The organism is Amycolatopsis acidiphila (assembly GCF_021391495.1).
In the GTDB taxonomy this organism is placed as follows: Bacteria; Actinomycetota; Actinomycetes; order Mycobacteriales; family Pseudonocardiaceae; genus Amycolatopsis_E; species Amycolatopsis_E acidiphila.
The window spans coordinates 6,158,070-6,175,989 of sequence record NZ_CP090063.1; the positions used below are offsets into that span (position 1 = coordinate 6,158,070).

Consider the following 17,920-nt stretch of genomic DNA (forward strand, 5'->3'; position numbering starts at 1 on the left):
CCGCCAATCGGTGACGGCGCGGACCGGCCTGGGGCGGAATCGACCTCCCGTCCCGTGGCCACTGGCGGTGGCGACGTCGTCCGGGGAGCGTGGACGTCGACACCGGCGCCGCTAGTCGGTGACGGCGTCGTCGAGGAGTGTGGACTCGGCACCGGCGTTCTTCAGCTCGTCGCGGATCACGGAGTAGGCCAGGCCTTGGGGGTAGCCCTTGCGCGCGAGGGTGCCGAGGAGGCGACGGAGGGCGGTCTGCTCGTCGACGGTGGTCATCGACCGGAGGCGTTTGCGGACGAGCTCGCGGGCGCGTTGTTCTTCGGACTCCCGGTCGATCTCGCCTGCGGCCTGCGCGGCGACCTCCCCGTCGACGCCCTTGCGCTTGAGCTCGGCGACGAGCGCGTTGCGCGCCAGGCCCTGGTAGGCGTGACGGGACCGGACCCACTGCTCGGCGAACGCGGCGTCGTCCACCAGGCCGGAACTGTCCAGCTTGCTCAGCATTCGCTCACCGAGCTCGTCGTCGAAGCCCTTGCGGCGCAGGGCCTGCCGGAGCTCGTCCTTGCTGCGCGGGCGAGCCGCCAGCAGGTCGAAGCAGACCTCTTTCGCCTTTTTCCACGCCTCTTCCGGCGACAGCTCCGCCGGGTCGATCCTTGGCATGTTCCTCCTCAGTCCGGTCTGCCTCGCCGGGCCGGCACGCACTGACGGGACCAACCAGGTGGCGTCAGCGAAGCCCGCCGGGAGACAGCATGGCGACAGCCGGGGCGTCGCCACGTCAGGGCGAAGCCGGACGTCCAAGTCCTCGCCTGCTACCGGAGACTCGGCCGAACCCAGTCGCCGGAACCTCCACGCCAACAGCGCAGCGGGAGGCTTCGAACCCCAGGACCAGGCCGAGAGACCCCGGAGCCACCCGGCCGGAGACCTCGGCGGCATCGGCGAGATGACTCCCGTTGACCTCAGCGGCTCGAACGTCGACGGCCAGGACTCCGACCGGGACTAGAACTCCACCGGGGCGGGAGCGGCTTCCTCGGCGTCGAGCTGGGCGCCGATACCGAGCTTCTCCTTGATCCGCTTCTCGATCTCGTTCGCGATGTCCGGGTTGTCGCGCAGGAACTTCCGCGCGTTCTCCTTGCCCTGGCCCAGCTGGTCGCCCTCGTAGGTGTACCAGGCACCCGACTTGCGCAGGATTCCCTGGTCCACACCCATGTCGATGAGCGAACCCTCGCGGGAGACGCCCTGGCCGTACAGGATGTCGAACTCGGCCTGCTTGAAGGGCGGGGCCACCTTGTTCTTCACGACCTTGACGCGGGTGCGGTTACCGACGGCCTCGCCGCTGTCCTTCAGCGTCTCGATCCGGCGGACGTCGAGGCGGACGGAGGCGTAGAACTTCAGCGCCTTGCCACCCGTGGTGGTCTCCGGCGAGCCGAACATGACGCCGACCTTCTCGCGCAGCTGGTTGATGAAGATCGCGGTGGTGCCGGAGTTGGACAGCGCACCGGTGATCTTCCGCAGCGCCTGGCTCATCAGACGGGCCTGCAGACCGACGTGCGAGTCACCCATCTCGCCCTCGATCTCGGCGCGGGGCACCAGCGCGGCCACCGAGTCGATGACCAGGATGTCGAGCGCGCCGGAGCGGATCAGCATGTCCGCGATCTCCAGCGCCTGCTCGCCGGTGTCGGGCTGGGAGACCAGCAGTGCGTCGGTGTCGACGCCCAGCGCCTTGGCGTACTCCGGGTCGAGCGCGTGTTCCGCGTCGATGAACGCGGCGATGCCACCGGCCTTCTGCGCGTTGGCCACGGCGTGCAGGGCCACGGTGGTCTTACCGGAGGACTCAGGGCCGTAGATCTCGACGACCCGGCCGCGGGGCAGGCCCCCGATGCCGAGTGCGACGTCCAGTGCGATGGCGCCGGTCGGGATCACCTCGATCGGCACGTGCCCCTTGTCGCCGAGGCGCATCAGGGAGCCTTTGCCGTACTGCTTGTCGATCTGCGCGAGAGCGAGCTCGAGGGCCTTGTCCTTGTCGGGCGCTGCTGCGGGCATTGAAATCCACCTCGTCGGTCGGAAGCCTGTGGGGGCTTGTCTCAGGGTCTTGAGCTGTTGGGCCCGACACTACGGGCGGGGGCCGACAATTCCTGATCGCGGCGATCGATCTGTGGACAGCTGACCCCGATGTGGACAACACGATAGACGAACACGTGTTCGACGCAAGGACTGACACGCCTTAGGGGTGAAAAATCCGGCGGAGGGGCTCATCGACGCTCGGCGGGCACGTCGAAGGCCAGGCACACCTCTCGCCAGATCTCCTTGGCGGACACCCCGGCGGCCAGCGCCTGCTCGACGGTCCGCCCGCCCAGCCCGCTGAACACGTGGTCCTTCGCCAGTACCTCGGCCCGGCCGGGGCCGAACTCGTCGGCCATCAACCTTCGGAAAACGGTGATTCGCATCGATCACCAGGGTAACGGGGCTACCTTGGGCAGATGACCCCGACCGCGCTGACCGTGGTCTCGATCGCCGTCCTCGTGGCGGCGCTGGTGGTCGCCCTGCGCGCGCTGTGGAACATGCGCGACCGCAGGTGAGCTACGTGCCCGGCTGCACGGTCCGCTCGAAGTAGTCGGCCAGCTGCGAGGCGGTCGACGTCGTCTGACCGCTGCCCGCCTTCTGGTAGACCACCCCGGCGAGCGGCCGGTCGGCGACCGTGAACACCAGCACCGCCGAGGTCCTGCTCCCGGCCGAGGAGTAGCTGCCGGTCAGCCCGTTGCCCTTCCACGGCGCCTGCACCTGGTCGCCGCCCACCGAGCTGAGCAGGCGGTCGGTGTACTCCTTCAGCGCGGCCGCGGACGTGCCGTGCACGTAGGTGATCTGCGCGCCGGCCAGCGCGGGCGCCGAGCACGTGGTGAGCACCCCGAGGTTCTGCCCCGACGGCGGCGCGATGTCGCCGCTGCCCGCGCCCGGCACGCACTGCGAGGTGTCGGCGATCTTCCCGGCCAGCTGCCGCAGGCAGCCGGTGAAGCCCTTCGCGTCGGCCTGGCCCGGCTGCGCGCAGTCCGCGGCGCTGAACGTCGTCGCGGACGAGCTCGACGGCCACAGCAGGTACGTCAGGCCGGCGGCGAGCAGGACGACGACCACCGCGGCCGCGGCGATGACCGGCTTCTTCCGGCTGCGCCTGGGCTCGGCCGGCGCGGGAAAGCTGGGGAAGTTCACCGGTGCCGGGAACTGGAACGGCCCGCTCGGGAAGCCGGTCTGCGGCGGCGCGTACTGCGGGACCGGCGGCGCGGGCACCGCTCCGCCGGCGACCTGGCCTTCGACGTTCTGGGTGCGCATGCTGATGCCCTCGCCGGCGACGTGGTGCGCGCCGAGCGCGACCGCGGTCTCCGGCTGGTCCAGGCTCGCCGGCACGACGCCGAGCTTCTCCGCGATCATCGAGCCGACCAGCGGCAGCCGGCTCGACCCGCCGACGAGGTAGATGCCGACGAGCCGGTCCGGGGTCAAGCCGGCCGCGGCCACCGTCCTGGACAGCAGCTCGACGCTGCGCAGCATCGCCGGGCGCACCAGCGCTTCGAGCTCCCCGCGGGTGACCAGTACGTCGGTGAACGGTTCCGGCATCGGGACGTCTGTCTGCGGATGCCGGGACAAGGCCTCCTTCGCCGCCTTCACGTCCTCCTGCAGTGCGCGGCGCGTACGCCGGTCCGCTGTCGACTCCGGGCGGAGCAGACGCTGCCACTGCTGCGGGTCGCGGTGGGAGACCTCGCGGCCGACGTGCACCATCAGGGCCTGGTCGACGTCGAGGCCGCCGAGGTCGGGCAGGCCGTCTTCGGCCAGCACCGTGAAGCCGTTCTGGGTGGCGCCGACGACGGCCACGTCGAACGTGCCCGCGCCCAGGTCGTAGACGGCGAGCGCCTGCCCGGGCGCGAGCGTGCGGCCGGGGAAGGACGCGAAGTGCGCGGCGGCGGCCACCGGCTCGGGCACGAGGTGGACCGGGCCGCGGAAGCCGGACAGCCGGGCCGCGGTCAGCAGGACGTTGCGGCGCAACGGGCCCCACTCGGCGGGATGGGTGAGCCGGATCTCGTCGGGCTGCTCGCCGCCGAGCTGGCGGGTGGTCTCCTCCAGCACCCGGCGCAGCACCGCGGCCAGCGCCTCGTTGACCGGCACGACGTCCTGGCCCAGCAGCAGCGTCTGCTCGTCGACGCGGCGCTTCGGGTTGGGCTCGAACCGGGTGGGGTCCAGCCGGGCCCGCCGCTCGGCGTCGCGGCCGACCATCAGCGTCCCGTCCTCGCCAGCGAACACGGCTGACGGCATCGTCGCGGACCCGTCCACCTCGACCACGCGAGGCGGCATGCCGTGCGCCGACAGGACGGCGACGGTGTTGGACGTACCGAGATCCACGGACAGGATCCGCACGGCTCTCCCCTCACGATCTCCCAGGTCGGAGGTGATGCTGCCATGCACGGAGGCGGTCCGGGTGCGGACCCGGGAGAAATTGTCGGTGGGTCGCGTAATGATGGACGGGTGGCAGGAGTACTCGAGGAGTTCTCCCCCGCGACCAGGGACTGGTTCGCGGGGGCGTTCGCCGCGCCCACCGACGCCCAGGCCGAGGCGTGGCGGGCGGCGCAGGCGGGTGAGCACGCGCTGGTCGTCGCGCCGACGGGGTCCGGCAAGACGCTCGCCGCGTTCCTCTGGGCGCTGGACCGGCTCGCCGTGGAGCCGCCACCGGAGACCCCGGCGAAACGGTGCCGGGTCCTCTACGTCTCGCCGTTGAAGGCGCTGGCCGTGGACGTGCAGCGGAACCTGCGGGCCCCGCTGGCCGGCATGTCGCAGGCCGCGCGCCGGCTCGGGCAGGCGCCGCCCGATATCACCGTCGGCATGCGCACCGGGGACACCCCGGCGGCGGACCGGCGGTCCTTCGCCCGCACTCCGCCGGACATCCTGGTCACCACACCGGAGTCGCTGTTCCTGATCCTCACCTCATCGGCGCGCGAGTCGCTGCGCGGGGTCGAAACGGTGATCGTGGACGAGGTGCACGCGGTCGCGGGCACCAAACGCGGCGCGCACCTCGCGTTGTCGCTGGAACGGCTGGACGGGCTGCTCCCCCGCCCGGCCCAGCGCATCGGCCTGTCCGCGACGGTCCGGCCGGTCGACGAGGTGAGCGCGTTCCTCGGCGGCGGCCGCCCGGTGCGGGTGGTGCAGCCGAAGCCGCTGAAGACGATCGAGGTGCGGGTCGAGGTCCCGGTCGAGGACATGGGGAACCTGGATGGTCCAGCCGCGCCGTCCGATTCATTCGACTCGCTGCCGCTGCCGTCGGAGGGCGGCATCGGCACCAACGAGGAGATCGGCGGCGCGGCCGTGCGGCGGCCGTCGATCTGGCCCGCGGTCGAGGAACGGGTGCTCGAGCTGATCCGCGAGCACCGGTCCACCATCGTGTTCGCCAACTCGCGCCGGCTGACCGAACGGCTCACCGCTCGGCTCAACGAACTGGCCGCGGAACAGACGGAACTGAGCCCGGACGATCCCTTCCCCGCCGAGGCGGTCGGGCAGTCCGGGCACACGACCGGGGCCGAGGCCACCGTCGCCAGGGCGCACCACGGGTCGATGTCGCGTGAGCAGCGCACCCAGGTCGAGGAGGAGCTGAAGTCGGGGCGGCTGCCGTGCGTGGTCGCGACGTCCTCCCTCGAACTGGGCATCGACATGGGCGCGGTCGACCTCGTGGTGCAGATCGAGGCGCCGCCGACGGTCGCGTCGGGGCTGCAGCGCGTCGGCCGGGCGGGGCACCACGTCGGCGCGGTGTCCACCGGGGTCATGTTCCCGAAGTTCCGCGGTGACCTGGTGTCGTGCGCGGTGGTGTCGGAGCGGATGACGAGCGGCGCCATCGAGGCCGTGCGTTATCCGCGCAACCCGCTGGACGTGCTGGCGCAGCACATCGTGTCCATGGTCGCGCTCGAATCGTGGACGGTGGAGGAGCTGGGCGCGGCGGTCCGCCGTGCCGCGCCGTTCGCGGCCCTGCCCGACGACGCCCTGCTGGCGGTGCTGGACATGCTCGCCGGGCGGTACCCGAGCGAGGAGTTCGGCGAGCTGCGGCCCCGTATCACCTGGGACAGGGTGACCGGGGAGCTGCGTGGCAGGCCGGGCTCACAGCGGCTGGCGGTCACCTCCGGCGGGACGATCCCCGACCGCGGCCTGTTCACCGTGATGACGCCGGGCAGCGAGGGCCAGTCCGGGTCGCGGGTCGGCGAGCTGGACGAGGAGATGGTGTACGAGTCCCGAGTCGGGGACACGATCCTGCTCGGCACCTCGTCCTGGCGGATCACCGACATCACACACGACAGGGTGATCGTGGTACCCGCGCCCGGCGAGCCCGCGCGGATGCCGTTCTGGAAGGGCGACGCACCGGGGCGGCCGCTCGAGCTGGGCCGCGCGCTCGGCGCGTTCGTCCGCGAACTGTCCAGTTCGGACACCGAGAAGGCCCGTGCCCGCGCCGAGGCCGCGGGGCTCGACGAGCGGGCCTGCACCAATCTGCTGACCTACGTGGAAGAGCAGCGAGCGGCGACCCGGCACGTGCCGAACGACAGGACGATCCTGCTCGAACGGTTCCGCGACGAGCTCGGCGACTGGCGGATCGTGCTGCACTCGCCGTTCGGCGCGCAGGTGAACGCGCCATGGGCACTGGCGATCGCGGCCCGGCTCCGGGAGAACCGCGGGGTCGACGCGCAGGTCATGCACTCCGACGACGGCATCGTGCTGCGCCTGCCCGACGCGCTGGACGACGACGGGGCGGACGTGACCATCGGCGCGGACGACGTGCTGATCGACCCGGAGGAGGTCGAGCAGCTGATCGTCGCGGAGGTCGGTGGCTCGGCGTTGTTCGCGGCCCGGTTCCGCGAGTGCGCGGCCCGGTCGCTGCTGCTGCCACGGCGCGACCCACGCCGGCGCACCCCCTTGTGGCAGCAGCGGCAACGCGCGTCGCAACTGCTGGCGGTGGCGGCGAAGTACGAGCGGTTCCCGGTGGTGCTCGAGGCCATGCGGGAGTGTCTGCAGGACGTCTACGACGTGGGCGGCCTCCGCGAGCTGATGACCGATGTGCGGTCACGGCGGGTCCGGCTGGTCGAGGTCGAGACCCCGGCCGCGTCCCCGTTCGCCCGCAGCCTCATGTTCGGCTATGTCGGCATGTTCCTGTACGAGACGGACGCGCCGCTGGCCGAGCGGCGGGCGGCCGCGCTCGCGCTCGACTCGACGTTGCTCGCGGAACTCCTGGGCACGGAAGCGATCCGCGAGCTGCTCGACCCGGAGGTGGTCGCGGAGGTCGAGCGGTCGCTGCAACGCCTCGAGCCGGACAGGCACGCGCGCCATGAGGAGGACGCGGCGGACCTGTTGCGGTTCCTCGGTGATCTCTCGCTCGAGGAGGCCGCGGCCCGGGGCGTCCAGGCGTCCTGGCTGACCGATCTCGTCGGGCAGCGGCGGGTGATCCAGGTGCGGATCGGCGGCGCCGAGCGCTACCTCGCGATCGAGGACGCGGGCCGGGTCCGGGACGCGCTCGGGGTGGCGCTGCCGATCGGGGTGCCCGAGGCGTTCACCGAGCCGGTCGACGATCCGTTGGGCGACCTGCTCGCCCGGTACGCGCGAACGCACGGTCCGTTCCCGGCGCGGCAGGCCGCGGAGCGGTTCGGCCTCGGCACCGCGGTGGTCACCGGCCTGCTCGACCGGTTGACCGCCGAAGGGCGGCTGGTGCGCGGCGAGCTGAGCCCGGTCGGGCATCCCGACTCACACGGCGCGGGTGTGGAGTACTGCGACGCGGCGGTGCTGCGCAGGCTCCGGCGGGCGTCGCTGGCGCGGTTGCGCGCTGAGGTGGAGCCGGTGGAGCCCGCCGCGCTGGGCCGGTTCCTGCCGTCGTGGCACGGGATCGGGGCACGGATGCGGGCGGCGCCGACGGCGGACGACGTGCTGTCGGTGGTCGAGCAGCTCGCCGGGGCGCCGTTGCCGGCGAGCGCGGTCGAGTCGCTGATCCTGCCGAGCCGGCTGCCGGGGTACTACCCCGCGCTGCTGGACGAGCTCACCACGGCGGGCGAGGTGACCTGGGCCGGCTGCGGGTCGCTGGCGGGCGGGGACGGCTGGCTCGCACTCGCTCCCACCGACGTGGCCGATCTGCTGCTGCCGGAGATCGAGGAGAACGCGCCCACCAGTCCGCTGCACGAGGCGATCCTGTCCGCACTGGAGGGTGGCGCGCTGTTCTTCCGGCAGCTCGTCGACCGGGTCACACTGCTGGTCGAGAAGGCGCCCAACGACGGGGAAGTCGTTGCGGCGCTGTGGGATCTGGTGTGGGCGGGCCAGGTCACCGGTGACACGCTGGGCCCGTTGCGGGCGCTGGTGTCGGACCGGGGCGCCACCCACAAACCGCGGCAGGCGGCGCCGCGCGGGCGCTACGCGCGAATGCGGGCGGGCCGGCCCGCGATGCCTTCGCGCACGGGTCCGCCGACGGTCGCCGGCCGGTGGGGGCTGACGCCGTTGCGCGAAACCGATCCGACCAGGCGGACCTACGCCCGCACCGAGGCGTTTCTCGAACGGCACGGCGTGCTGACCCGTGGCGCACTGGAGACCGAGCGGGTCACCGGCGGGTTTTCGGGGATATACAAGGTACTTCGCGGGTTGGAGGACTCCGGGCAGGTCATCCGGGGGTACGTCGTCGAAGGTCTCGGCGCAGCGCAGTTCGCGGCGCGTGGTGCGGTGGACCGGCTGCGGGCGCTGTCGGACAACTCGGGTGGGCGAAGGCCGGCCGACGCCGTGGTGCTCGCGGCCACCGATCCGGCCCAGCCGTACGGCGCCGCGCTTTCGTGGCCCGCGCCGGTCGGCGAGACGAAGCACCGGCCCGCGCGGAAGGCCGGAGCGCTGGTGGTGCTGGTCGACGGCCTCCCTGCGCTGTACGTCGAGCGCGGCGGCAAGTCGCTGTTGTCCTTCACCGATGACGACTCGGTGCTGCGCGCGGGGGCGCAGGCGGTGTCGCGGGCCGTCCGCGAGGGCTGGCTCGGGCAGCTCGCCGTCCAGCGCGCCGACGGCGAGCACGCGCTCACCTCCGCGCTGGCCGACGTGCTGCGGGACGCGGGCTTCCGGGCGACCCCCAAGGGACTGCGCCTGCGCGCCTGACCGCGGTCGTAGACTTCCGGGTCGGCGGAAGGACGGGTGGGCAGCATGGCGATACGGGAACTGAGGTACTTCGGGGATCCGGTGCTGACGACGGCGTGCGATCCGGTGACGCGGTTCGACAAGTCGCTGCGGTCGCTGGTGACGGACCTGATGGACTCGGTGAAGCCGTCGGGGCGGGCCGGGCTGGCCGCGCCGCAGATCGGGGTGAGCCTGCGGGTGTTCAGCTACGACGTCGAGGGCCTGACCGGGTACGTGATCAACCCGGAGATCGCGGAGCTCTCCGAGGCGCGGCATGACATCGAGGAGGGCTGCCTGTCGGTGCCGGAGCTGCGGTTCCCGGTGAACCGTGCCGTGCGGGCCGTCGTGCGCGGGGTGGATGTGGACAACGAACCTGTTGTGGTGGAAGGGAAGGACGTGCTGGCGCAGTGCCTGCAGCACGAGACCGACCACCTCGACGGAATGCTCTATCTGGACCGCCTTGGCAAGGACACCAAGCGCGAGGCGCTGCGCCAGGCCCGCGGCAAGGACTGGTTCTGGCAGCGCTGACCGGAGCCCGCTGAGCCCGGCGGGTGCCGGTGGCTGCGGTTGTGGTGGCGGTGGCTGCATATGTCGTGGCGCGGGTTGGCTCGGCTCCGGTGGCGCGGGTTGGCTCGGGTTGGCGCGGCTGCGGTGGCACAGGTGGGGGCTGTGGTGGCGTGGGTTGCGGCGATGGCGGTGGCATAGGTGGCGGCGGCGCTACGGATGGCGCTTGGCTCGGGCGGCGCTGGCTGCAGTGGCGCGGGCGGATGGCTCTGGCGGGCGGCCGCGGGAACGCGGGCTCCGGCGACGCGCGGATGGCGCTGGCTCCGGCGACGCTCATTCCCTGATTTCGCGAGCGGGCTCCGGCGGCCGGCGGGCGGCGCTGGTCAGAGTCGTTCCGGCGGCGCTCCGGGAGCGCGGCCGAGGTGACGCTCGCAAGCCACGGCCCCGAGAATGTGGGCTCCGGCGGCGCGAACAGCCCCACCGCCCAAGGGTCACACCCCCGCCGCCCAGAGGGTCAGAAAGTGCCGGGGATCCGGGGGGCCGACGCGGCCGGGATGGCGATGCGGAGCAAGCCCTCCTCCTCCGGCTGTTCCGGGGCCAGGCCCGCACGCCGGGCGGTGCGGAAGATGCCGTCGCGGCCCGGCAGGGAAACCGCCATCAGGGTGTGGTGGCCGCGCGAAGTCGCGATCACCGCGAGCCGGGCCAGTAGGGCTGTGCCGACGCCCTTGCGCTGCCACCCGTCGTCGACCAGCAGGGAGATCTCCGCGATCTCACCGCGCCCCGGAATCAGCTGCCCGAGGCCGATCACCTCCCGGCCGCACACCGCCAGCAGGCTCATCCCCCGCGGCGGCACCAGCAACCGGTGCAGCCAGCGGCGTGGCATGGTGCGCATCCCGGTGTGGTACCGCTGGAACAACGTCTCCGCCGAGCACCGCTCGTGCAGGGCGAAGACCCCGTCGGCGTCGCCGGGCTGCCCCTGTCTCAGCACGATCGACGCCCCATCGGCGCAGGTCGCCACCGCCGGGCCCGAGACGTTCGCCCGCACACTGTCGAACAGTCCCAGCAGCGCCTCCGCCCGCGCCAGCTCCAGCTGCACGAACGGCGCCCACCGCCGGCGGGCGACCAAGGCCGTCGCGCCGTCGACGCCGAACGCCGCCCGGTGCCCGCCTTCGGTCCGCCCCGGATTCGCCTCCGCCAGCGGCACGACCGTGACCAGGTCGGCGGCCAGGACCTCGCGCAGCACCTCCGCATACCGCGACGGGTCCTCGACCGCCCGGCTCGCCGCGCTCAACGTGGCGGCGGAGGCGTCGACCAGCTCACGGACATCGGCGTCGGCGACCGCGGAGCATTCACAGCCCTCGTCCTGGATCGCGCGGACCAACTGCTCCTTCGTCAGCCCGCCGGCGGGCCGGATCACGATCTCGTCGAGCACCCCGCCCAGGACCGGCAGCACGGTCAGGCCGAGGATGTTGCACTCCAGGTCGGCCATCCGGATCGCGATCCGGGCCAGCATGCCGGGATGGTCCGCCATCCGGATGCGCAGCCGCCAGGTCGTCGAGGCGGTGTCCTCTTCGATGTCCGCGGGCCAGGGCGCCGGCAGTGCGGCAGCCGCGGTCGGCAGGGCAGGGCTAATCTCCATTCAGTAACGATCGCGCGGGAGTGTTGCTGGACGAGGACACGCGTGTTTCGCGCTTGTCAGCGTTGAGGCTCCCGCGCAACGACACCGAAACAACGCCGGTCAGGCCTGGTCGAGCAGGACGAACTCGTTGCCCTCCTGGTCACGGTCCACCCGCTCGGCCCCGGGCGCTCCCGCGAGCGCCAGGCGGAGCCGGTTCGGGCGCTCCTTCGGCTCCGCCGAGCGCAGGAACTCCAGCCACGGACCACGCCCTGTCGGCGCCCGGAGCCCGACGATCACCGGCTCGCGGGCCGCGATCCGCCAGCCGCTCGGACCCGTCCACGAGGAGGCCAGCTCCAGCGGGTCGAGCGCGTCGACGACGATCGCCGCCAGCGCTTCGGTGCTCGTGTAGCCGGGACGCGGTTCGAGCACGCAGAACTCGTTGCCCTCCGGGTCGATCAGCACCTCCCACGGCACCTGCCCCTGACCGATGTCCCACCGGCGCGCGCCGAGCTCCTGCGCCCGCCGGACCTTCGCGCGCTGGTTCTCGGGCGAGCTGCTCGCCAGATCCGGATGGATCCGGTTCTTCGCCCGTTTCGGGCCGGGTTCGGGCACGAACACCAGGTCCAGCTCGCATCCGTCGGACGCCGGGGCACGCACCACGGCATCACCGGCCACCTGCCAGCCCAGCAGAGCCGCCCAGAACCCGGCCAGCTCGGCGGGCCGCGCGGCGTCGATGTGCACGGCAGCGAGTCGCGTCGACATACGCAGACGATAGCGACTGTCCCGGCGGCGTCAGGCAGAAAATCCTGACACCGCCGGAACCGTTGCCCGGCAACGCTTCCCCACGCGCCGGATCACCTCGTCGCCAACCGCAGCAATGCCCACAGCTGGGCTATCGCGTCCTCGCTGCCCGACCATTCGACGCCCCGGTGGTTCAACCGGCCCCACACCCACAGGTACATGGCCGTGGGGTCCGCCGAAACCAGGCCGTCGGCCCGCCCGGCCTCCTCGGCCGAACAGCGCCAGGCTTCGGTCACGCCAGGCCCCGCACGCGCGATCCAGTGGTGGCCACTGGTGCTGACCCCGACCGTCCTCGCCGTGGTGCCGGACAGGCCGAGCATCGGCAGCCGCTGGCCGAACCACACCGCGAGCGCCTCGTCCACGCCGTCCACGGCGAAGTCGTCGGCGATCACGGCGATCGGCTGGCCGGTCGCGTCCTCGACGTCGTAGCGGTGGATGGTGGTCTCGTGCGCCATCCGGCGCCACCAGAACCCGTACGTCCGGTCGGCAGGCCACCAGCTCGCGGCGAAGGAATCCGGGCTGTGCGTGGACAGCTCCCGCAGCAGCTCCGCGAGCCCGGCACGCAGGTAGTCCTCAGTGGACTGTCCGGGGTCGGGACCACGCTGCCATTCCCTGGGTGCGCGGCCTTCGGTGGTCCACAACCGCGCCACCCGGTAGACCCCGCCGATGTGCCGGACGATCTCGCCCACGGTGAACCCGGGGCAGCTGGGCACCGGGGTGTCGGCAGGCACCGTGTGCGTGGCGTCGAGCAGCAGCTCCACCTCGATCCCGAGCGCGTCCAGGAACCGGCCGTGCTCGATCAGGGCTTGTCCGGCCATTACCGGCGCTGGACTTTCTTGCGCGTCGGCGGGGTGGCGCACTGGCGGACCGTGTCGGCACGCGGGTGCACCACGCGGTCGGCCAGCTCGAGGAACAGCCCCGCCTGGCGGCACAGCTCCGCCGCGGACTCCTCGGTGATGCGCCGGGTGATGCCGGCCTGGGCGGCAGCGCGGGCGGCCGAGTTCGCGGCGAAGAACGCCGACCATTCGGCCAGCTCGGGGGCGGCCGCTTCGAGCAGCACCCAGACGCTGGCCGGGCGGGCGCGGCCGCGGTGCGGGCGGCCACGGGCGGCGAGCACGGCGGCGCCGCCGCGGAGGGCGGCCAGGTACGAGGTGATGAACTTGGCGACCGGATCCGTGGCGTGCTCGGCTTCGGCGAGGCCGTGGCGGGCCTCGTTCAGCAGTGCCACGGCGGCAGGCGCTGCGGGCGGCCGCACCGGCAGCGGCAGCTGGGGCTGCGCGGGGTCGGTGCGGGACGCGACGGTGGCAATGGACATTGCCCCTCCCTGTTCATGCTGGTGGTGGCGGTGCCCGGCGCCGAGACGCTTCCCCCGTCCCCACGCCGGGCACCGCACCGGCGAGCGCTCCACCGGGTGTCGAACCTGTGTTCGAGCAAGTTCCAGCCTAACTTCGAACACGTGTTCGTTCAAGTCCCGATCCGGTGATGTGACCTCCCCTGTCCCAGCACCGAAGCGAGCACCGCTATTCCCTGTTCGAGGTCACCGGGAGAGCTCGTGGCGTACCCGAGGACGAGCCCGGGCGGCCCCGGCCGCTGCCGGTGCCACGACAGCGGCTGCACCTTGACGCCACGGGCGAGCGCGGCCGCGGCCAGCTCGACGTCGGGAAACGTACCGTCGAACGTGATCATCAGATGCAGGCCGGCGGCGGCACCGTGCACGCGCGCCCGCGGCAGGTGCGTGCGGAGTGCGGCGATCATCACGTCCCGGCGCCGGCGATGACGGCGCCGCAACAGGCGCAGCTGACGCTCCAGTTCCCCGATTCCATCAATTCCGCGAGAACGAGTTGAGGCAGTACGGAATTTCCGAGATCGGCCGCACGTTTGGCGGCGATCATCGCGGAACGGTATTTCCGCGGCACCAGTAGCCAGCCGACGCGCAGCACCGGCGCGAGGAGTTTGGACACGCTGCCCGCGTAGCAGACGCGCTCGGCGAGCATCGAGCGCAGCGCGGGCACCGGAGGCCGGTCGTAGCGGTGTTCGGCGTCGTAGTCGTCCTCGATCACCAGCCCGCCCTCAGCCGCCCACGCAGCAGCTCGCGCCTGCGCGCGCCGTCGAGGACGACACCGGTCGGGAACTGGTGCGCGGGGGTCATGAGGACCACGGGAGCACCGCTGCGGCGCAGGTCGTCGACGCGAAGTCCGCCCTCGTCGACCGGCACCGGTGGTGTGTCCAGCCCCCGGCCCCGCAGCTGCTCCCGTGCGCCGAGCGAACCGGGGTCCTCCACCGCCACCGTGGAGATGCCTTGGCGGCAAAGGACTCGCGCGAGCAGGACGAGCGCCTGCGCCACGCCGGACACGATGATCACGTCGTCCGGGTCGGCGGCGACGCCGCGGTTGCGGGCCGGCCAGTTCGCCACCGCACGACGGAAGACCGGCGCACCACCCGGATCGCCGTAGCCGAAGTCCGAAGGGGACAGTGCACTGAGTACGGTGCGTTCCGCGCGCAGCCACGCCGAACGCGGAAAGGCGGCCAGGTCCGGCACGCCAGGCATCAGGTCGATCCGCGCCGGAGCTGTCCGCAGCGACTCGAACACGTCGGCGTCCGGCACCGCCGGGAACACGGCCGGCGAAGCGGACGGCACCGGTTCGGGCGCGGAAACGGGCGCGGCGACGACGATCGTGCCGGCCCACCCTGCCCGCCACGTGCCCGTCCTCGGTCAGCCGCTGATAGGCCTCGGTGACCGCCCCGCGCGAGACCCGCAGCTCCTCGGCCAGTACCCGGGGTCGCGGGAAGCCTGGTGCCGACCGGCAGCCTGCCGTCCGCGATCGCGCCGCGCAGCCGCCGGGTCAGCCAGGCCACCCGGCGGCGCTTCCGAGGATTTCAGCTGGAGGAAGTCCGCACCGGTTATGGACCTGTCCTCGGAGGCTCCTTGGGATCTGTCCATCGAACCATTGTGCTCCCAGGCTGAAGTCGTGCACCGAGTCCGAAGCGTCCTCGCGGGGGTGACGGCGATGGCGTTCGTGGGTGGCAGCGTCGGCATCTCCCGCACGCTCGTCACCGCCCCGCTGTTCACCACGCAGGCGATCCGCTACGCCGCCGCGTTCGTCCTGCTGCTGGCGCTGTGGCTCACCGGGGTCGCGGGCTGCGGGCTCGTGCTGTTCAACGTCGCCGTCGTGCGGGGTGTCGGGAATGCCGAACCGGCCGTCATGGCGGTGGCGGTCGCGTGCGTGCCGGTGTTGCTCGGGGTCGTCGGCCCGCTGCTGCAACGGCAGCGGCCGCGGCGGCGGCTCCTTGTCGCGGCGGTGGTGGTCACGATCGGCGGCGCACTCGGTGTGGCTGGGCGCGGTGATCTTCGCGGCGGCCTGCTCACCGGCGTCGCGCCCGTCGCCGCCGCGCTGGCGGGCGGCAAGCTGCCCGGGCCGCTCGTGTGGACCGGGATCCTCGTCGTGGTCGCCGGCCTGGCCGTCGGCCTGCTGGTCACTCGATCGGCTGAGCGGGGGAACTCCGCCGCCATGGCGGCCGACTCGGAGTGCGTCACGCCGGGCCGGTCCGCCCCACCGGCCCACCTGCCCGGCGTCACCACCGTCCAGCCCGTACCGAAAGGCCATCCATGGAGCACATCGCCACCTTCTGCGGCAACTGCAACTGCGGCTGCCCGGAGCTCTACCTCGACCCCGACGCCGCCGAGGAGAAGCGGGTCGTGATCACCGACGACTTCGGCCAGAAGATCCAGATGAGCGTCGAGCAGCTGCGCGTGCTCGTCGACGACGTGAAGTCCGGGGTGCTGGACGGGCTGCTCGTCGCCTGATGCCGGGGAGCACGGCCGCGGGCGGCGCCGGAGGGGGATACACCGTCGCCCCCCGGCGCCGTCCGTGATCTCATATCCGTATGAGCAGCCTCGACCACCCCGCGGTCGCGAAGGTCGCCGCCGCGCTGGCAGAAGCGGGTCAGCAGCGTGCCGCGGACGGGATCCGCATCCTTCCCGCAGAAGTGCGCACAGCGGCGCAGGCCGCCGAGGCGCTCGGCGTCGAGGTGGGCGCGATCGCGAACAGCCTGATCTTCCGGGCCGTGCTCGACGGCCGGGACGTGCCGCTGCTGTCGCTGACCTCCGGCGCGCACCGCGCCGACACCGGCAAGCTCGCGGAGCTGGTCGGCGCCACCGCCGTCGAGAAGGCCGACCCGGCCTTCGTCAGGGAGCACACCGGGCAGGTCATCGGCGGCGTGGCCCCGGTCGGGCACCCCGCGCCGATCGAGACGCTCGTGGACACCGCGCTCGAACAGTACGACGTGATCTGGGCCGCCGCCGGGCACGCCAAGTCGGTGTTCCCGACCACCTTCGCCGACCTGGTGGCGCTGACCGGCGGGCGCGCCGCGGGAGTGGGTACATGACCACGGTGTCGACCCAGTTCGTCCCCCTGACCGCCGACGAGTTCCGGACCCGGCTCCGCGAGGCACTGGCCATCTACGTCGAGGCCATGCGGTATCCGCCGGGCACCGCCGAGCAGCGCGCGCCGATGTGGCTCACGCACGCGCTGCGCGACGGCTGGCGCTGCTTCGCCGCGCTCGACGCCGACGGCACGATGCTCGGCGTCGCCTACGGCTACCGCGGCAGCCCTGGCCAGTGGTGGCACGAGCAGGTGCGCCGCGGTCTGGTGAAGAACACCGGCGAGGAGGTCGCCGGGCACTGGCTCGCCGATTACTTCGAGCTGACCGAGATCCACGTGCGGCCGCGGAGCCAGGCAGGCGGCATCGGCGAGAACCTGCTGCGGCGGCTGCTGGACGGGGTGCCGAACCGGCACGTCCTGCTGTCCACGCCCGAGGGCCCGAGCCGGGCCTGGAAGCTCTACCGCCGCGTCGGTTTCACCGACGTCCTGCGCGACTACCACTTCGCCGGCGACCCGCGCCCGTTCGCGATCCTCGGCCGCGAGCTCCCGCTGGAGCCCGCGGCCGAGTGACCGTCACCGCCGGGTGTAGCTGACCGCCAGCGCGGTGACCAGCAGGGCGGCGCCGGTCCAGCCGGTCACGCCCAGCTCGTCGTGCAGCAACAGCGCGGACAGGAACGTCGCCGTCAGCGGTTCGAGCAGCGCCGACAACGCGGCCACGACGGGAGCCGCTGTCCGCAGCGCCAGGAAGTACGCGCCGTACGCCACCCCGGTGGGCACCAGGCCGAGGTACAACGCGACCGCGACGACGTCAGGCCGCAGCGGGAGCGCCATGCCGATCGCGAGCCCGAACGGCAACAGCAGCAGACCGCCGAACAGCAGGCCGAACGCGGTGGTGCAGAACGCGTCCAGGCCCTCGACCGGGCGGCGGGTCACCAGCGTGAGCGTCGCGAACTCGGCACCGGCCGCCAGTGCCAGTGCGACCCCGGCGAGCAGCCGGCCGCCCTCGGGGATGCCGTGCGGCGACCAGGTGAGCAGCACCAGGCCGGCAACGGCCGCTGTCGTCGCCACCAGTGTCGTGGCGCCGGGGCGACGGCGGCGACGCGCCGCCGTCGCGAGCGTGACGAACACCGGCACGCTGCCGATGGTGGTCATCGTGGCGATGCTGACCGAGGTCAGCGAGACCGCCCCGAAGTAGCACGCCTGGAACTGCGCGAGCAGCGCACCGGCGAGGAGCAGCCGCCGCAGCACCGGTTTGGTCCACTGTGGACGGCGGCCGGTCAGCGCCAGGAACAACACGGTGCAGCAACCGCCCAGCAGCAACCGGTAGGTCGCGACCGGCAGCGGGTGCAGGCCCGCCCTGGCCCCGAGGAGGCTGCCGGACAGGCCGCCGGTACCCCAGAGGATGCCGGCGAGGATCAGCGCGAACGCCGACCGGCCGCGCACGGGCGCGGCAACGGAGATGGACATGAAGGATCGCTCC

General features: G+C 72.6%; 14 protein-coding genes and 1 pseudogene. 5 read left to right on the forward strand and 10 right to left on the reverse strand.

Annotated features, from left to right (window positions below; translation table 11 throughout):
* Positions 1-111 precede the first annotated feature (111 nt).
* From LWP59_RS30170 to LWP59_RS30185, 4 genes are all read right to left on the reverse strand, one after another.
* The gene (locus tag LWP59_RS30170; protein WP_186383317.1) at positions 112-639 is read right to left on the reverse strand and encodes a regulatory protein RecX; all 528 of its coding nucleotides are present in this window, start codon (positions 637-639) and stop codon (positions 112-114) included.
* Between the two features lie 345 nt (positions 640-984).
* Entirely contained in the window at positions 985-2,028 is a 1,044-nt protein-coding gene (gene recA / locus LWP59_RS30175; RefSeq protein WP_144640552.1) for a recombinase RecA, read from the reverse strand.
* A 209-nt stretch (positions 2,029-2,237) separates the two neighbouring features.
* Positions 2,238-2,432 carry a DUF3046 domain-containing protein gene (locus LWP59_RS30180; RefSeq protein ID WP_144640555.1) on the reverse strand — a complete coding sequence of 65 codons (195 nt, stop codon included), beginning with the start codon at positions 2,430-2,432 and terminating at the stop codon, positions 2,238-2,240.
* 133 nt (positions 2,433-2,565) lie between these two features.
* On the reverse strand, positions 2,566-4,386 hold the full coding sequence (locus tag LWP59_RS30185) for an Hsp70 family protein (RefSeq protein WP_144640557.1): 1,821 nt from the start codon (positions 4,384-4,386) through the stop codon (positions 2,566-2,568).
* Positions 4,387-4,494: 108 nt separating this feature from the next.
* Between LWP59_RS30185 and LWP59_RS30190 the strand changes: the two genes are divergently transcribed.
* Together LWP59_RS30190 and def are read left to right on the forward strand one after the other, a co-directional pair.
* A complete protein-coding gene (locus tag LWP59_RS30190) occupies positions 4,495-9,117 on the forward strand; it encodes an ATP-dependent helicase (protein WP_229858373.1) in 4,623 nt (1,540 codons plus the stop codon).
* Positions 9,118-9,162: 45 nt separating this feature from the next.
* Complete coding sequence (gene def, locus LWP59_RS30195; protein WP_144640563.1) at positions 9,163-9,663, forward strand: peptide deformylase; 501 nt, start codon at positions 9,163-9,165, stop codon at positions 9,661-9,663.
* 490 nt (positions 9,664-10,153) lie between these two features.
* Here the strand turns inward: def and LWP59_RS30200 are convergent, their stop codons facing one another.
* From LWP59_RS30200 to pdxR, 5 genes and pseudogenes are all read right to left on the reverse strand, one after another.
* Complete coding sequence (locus tag LWP59_RS30200; protein ID WP_144640566.1) at positions 10,154-11,278, reverse strand: GNAT family N-acetyltransferase; 1,125 nt, start codon at positions 11,276-11,278, stop codon at positions 10,154-10,156.
* Positions 11,279-11,377: 99 nt separating this feature from the next.
* Entirely contained in the window at positions 11,378-12,019 is a 642-nt protein-coding gene (locus LWP59_RS30205; protein WP_144640568.1) for a VOC family protein, read from the reverse strand.
* Between the two features lie 92 nt (positions 12,020-12,111).
* Positions 12,112-12,876: a maleylpyruvate isomerase family mycothiol-dependent enzyme gene (locus LWP59_RS30210; protein ID WP_144640572.1), complete on the reverse strand. Its 765-nt coding sequence runs from the start codon at positions 12,874-12,876 to the stop codon at positions 12,112-12,114.
* The gene (locus LWP59_RS30215) at positions 12,876-13,373 is read right to left on the reverse strand and encodes an SAV_6107 family HEPN domain-containing protein (protein ID WP_144640575.1); all 498 of its coding nucleotides are present in this window, start codon (positions 13,371-13,373) and stop codon (positions 12,876-12,878) included. The genes LWP59_RS30210 and LWP59_RS30215 overlap by 1 nt, the downstream gene beginning before the upstream one ends.
* A gap of 149 nt (positions 13,374-13,522) precedes the next feature.
* Positions 13,523-14,999 (reverse strand): annotated as a pseudogene (gene pdxR / locus LWP59_RS30220) (MocR-like pyridoxine biosynthesis transcription factor PdxR).
* A gap of 28 nt (positions 15,000-15,027) precedes the next feature.
* Here pdxR and LWP59_RS30225 point away from each other — a divergent pair.
* From LWP59_RS30225 to LWP59_RS30240, 3 genes are all read left to right on the forward strand, one after another.
* Positions 15,028-15,759 (forward strand): EamA family transporter, encoded by a 732-nt coding sequence (locus LWP59_RS30225; protein ID WP_186383312.1) that lies wholly within the window; start codon positions 15,028-15,030, stop codon positions 15,757-15,759.
* Positions 15,760-15,943: 184 nt separating this feature from the next.
* Positions 15,944-16,444 carry a YbaK/EbsC family protein gene (locus LWP59_RS30235; protein WP_144640581.1) on the forward strand — a complete coding sequence of 167 codons (501 nt, stop codon included), beginning with the start codon at positions 15,944-15,946 and terminating at the stop codon, positions 16,442-16,444.
* Positions 16,441-17,010 (forward strand): GNAT family N-acetyltransferase, encoded by a 570-nt coding sequence (locus tag LWP59_RS30240; RefSeq protein WP_144640584.1) that lies wholly within the window; start codon positions 16,441-16,443, stop codon positions 17,008-17,010. Before LWP59_RS30235 ends, LWP59_RS30240 begins: the two co-directional genes overlap by 4 nt.
* 3 nt (positions 17,011-17,013) lie before the next feature.
* On the opposite strand, the gene LWP59_RS30245 is transcribed toward LWP59_RS30240, so the two are convergent.
* Positions 17,014-17,907 (reverse strand): DMT family transporter, encoded by an 894-nt coding sequence (locus LWP59_RS30245; RefSeq protein WP_144640587.1) that lies wholly within the window; start codon positions 17,905-17,907, stop codon positions 17,014-17,016.
* Between the last annotated feature and the right edge of the window lie 13 nt (positions 17,908-17,920).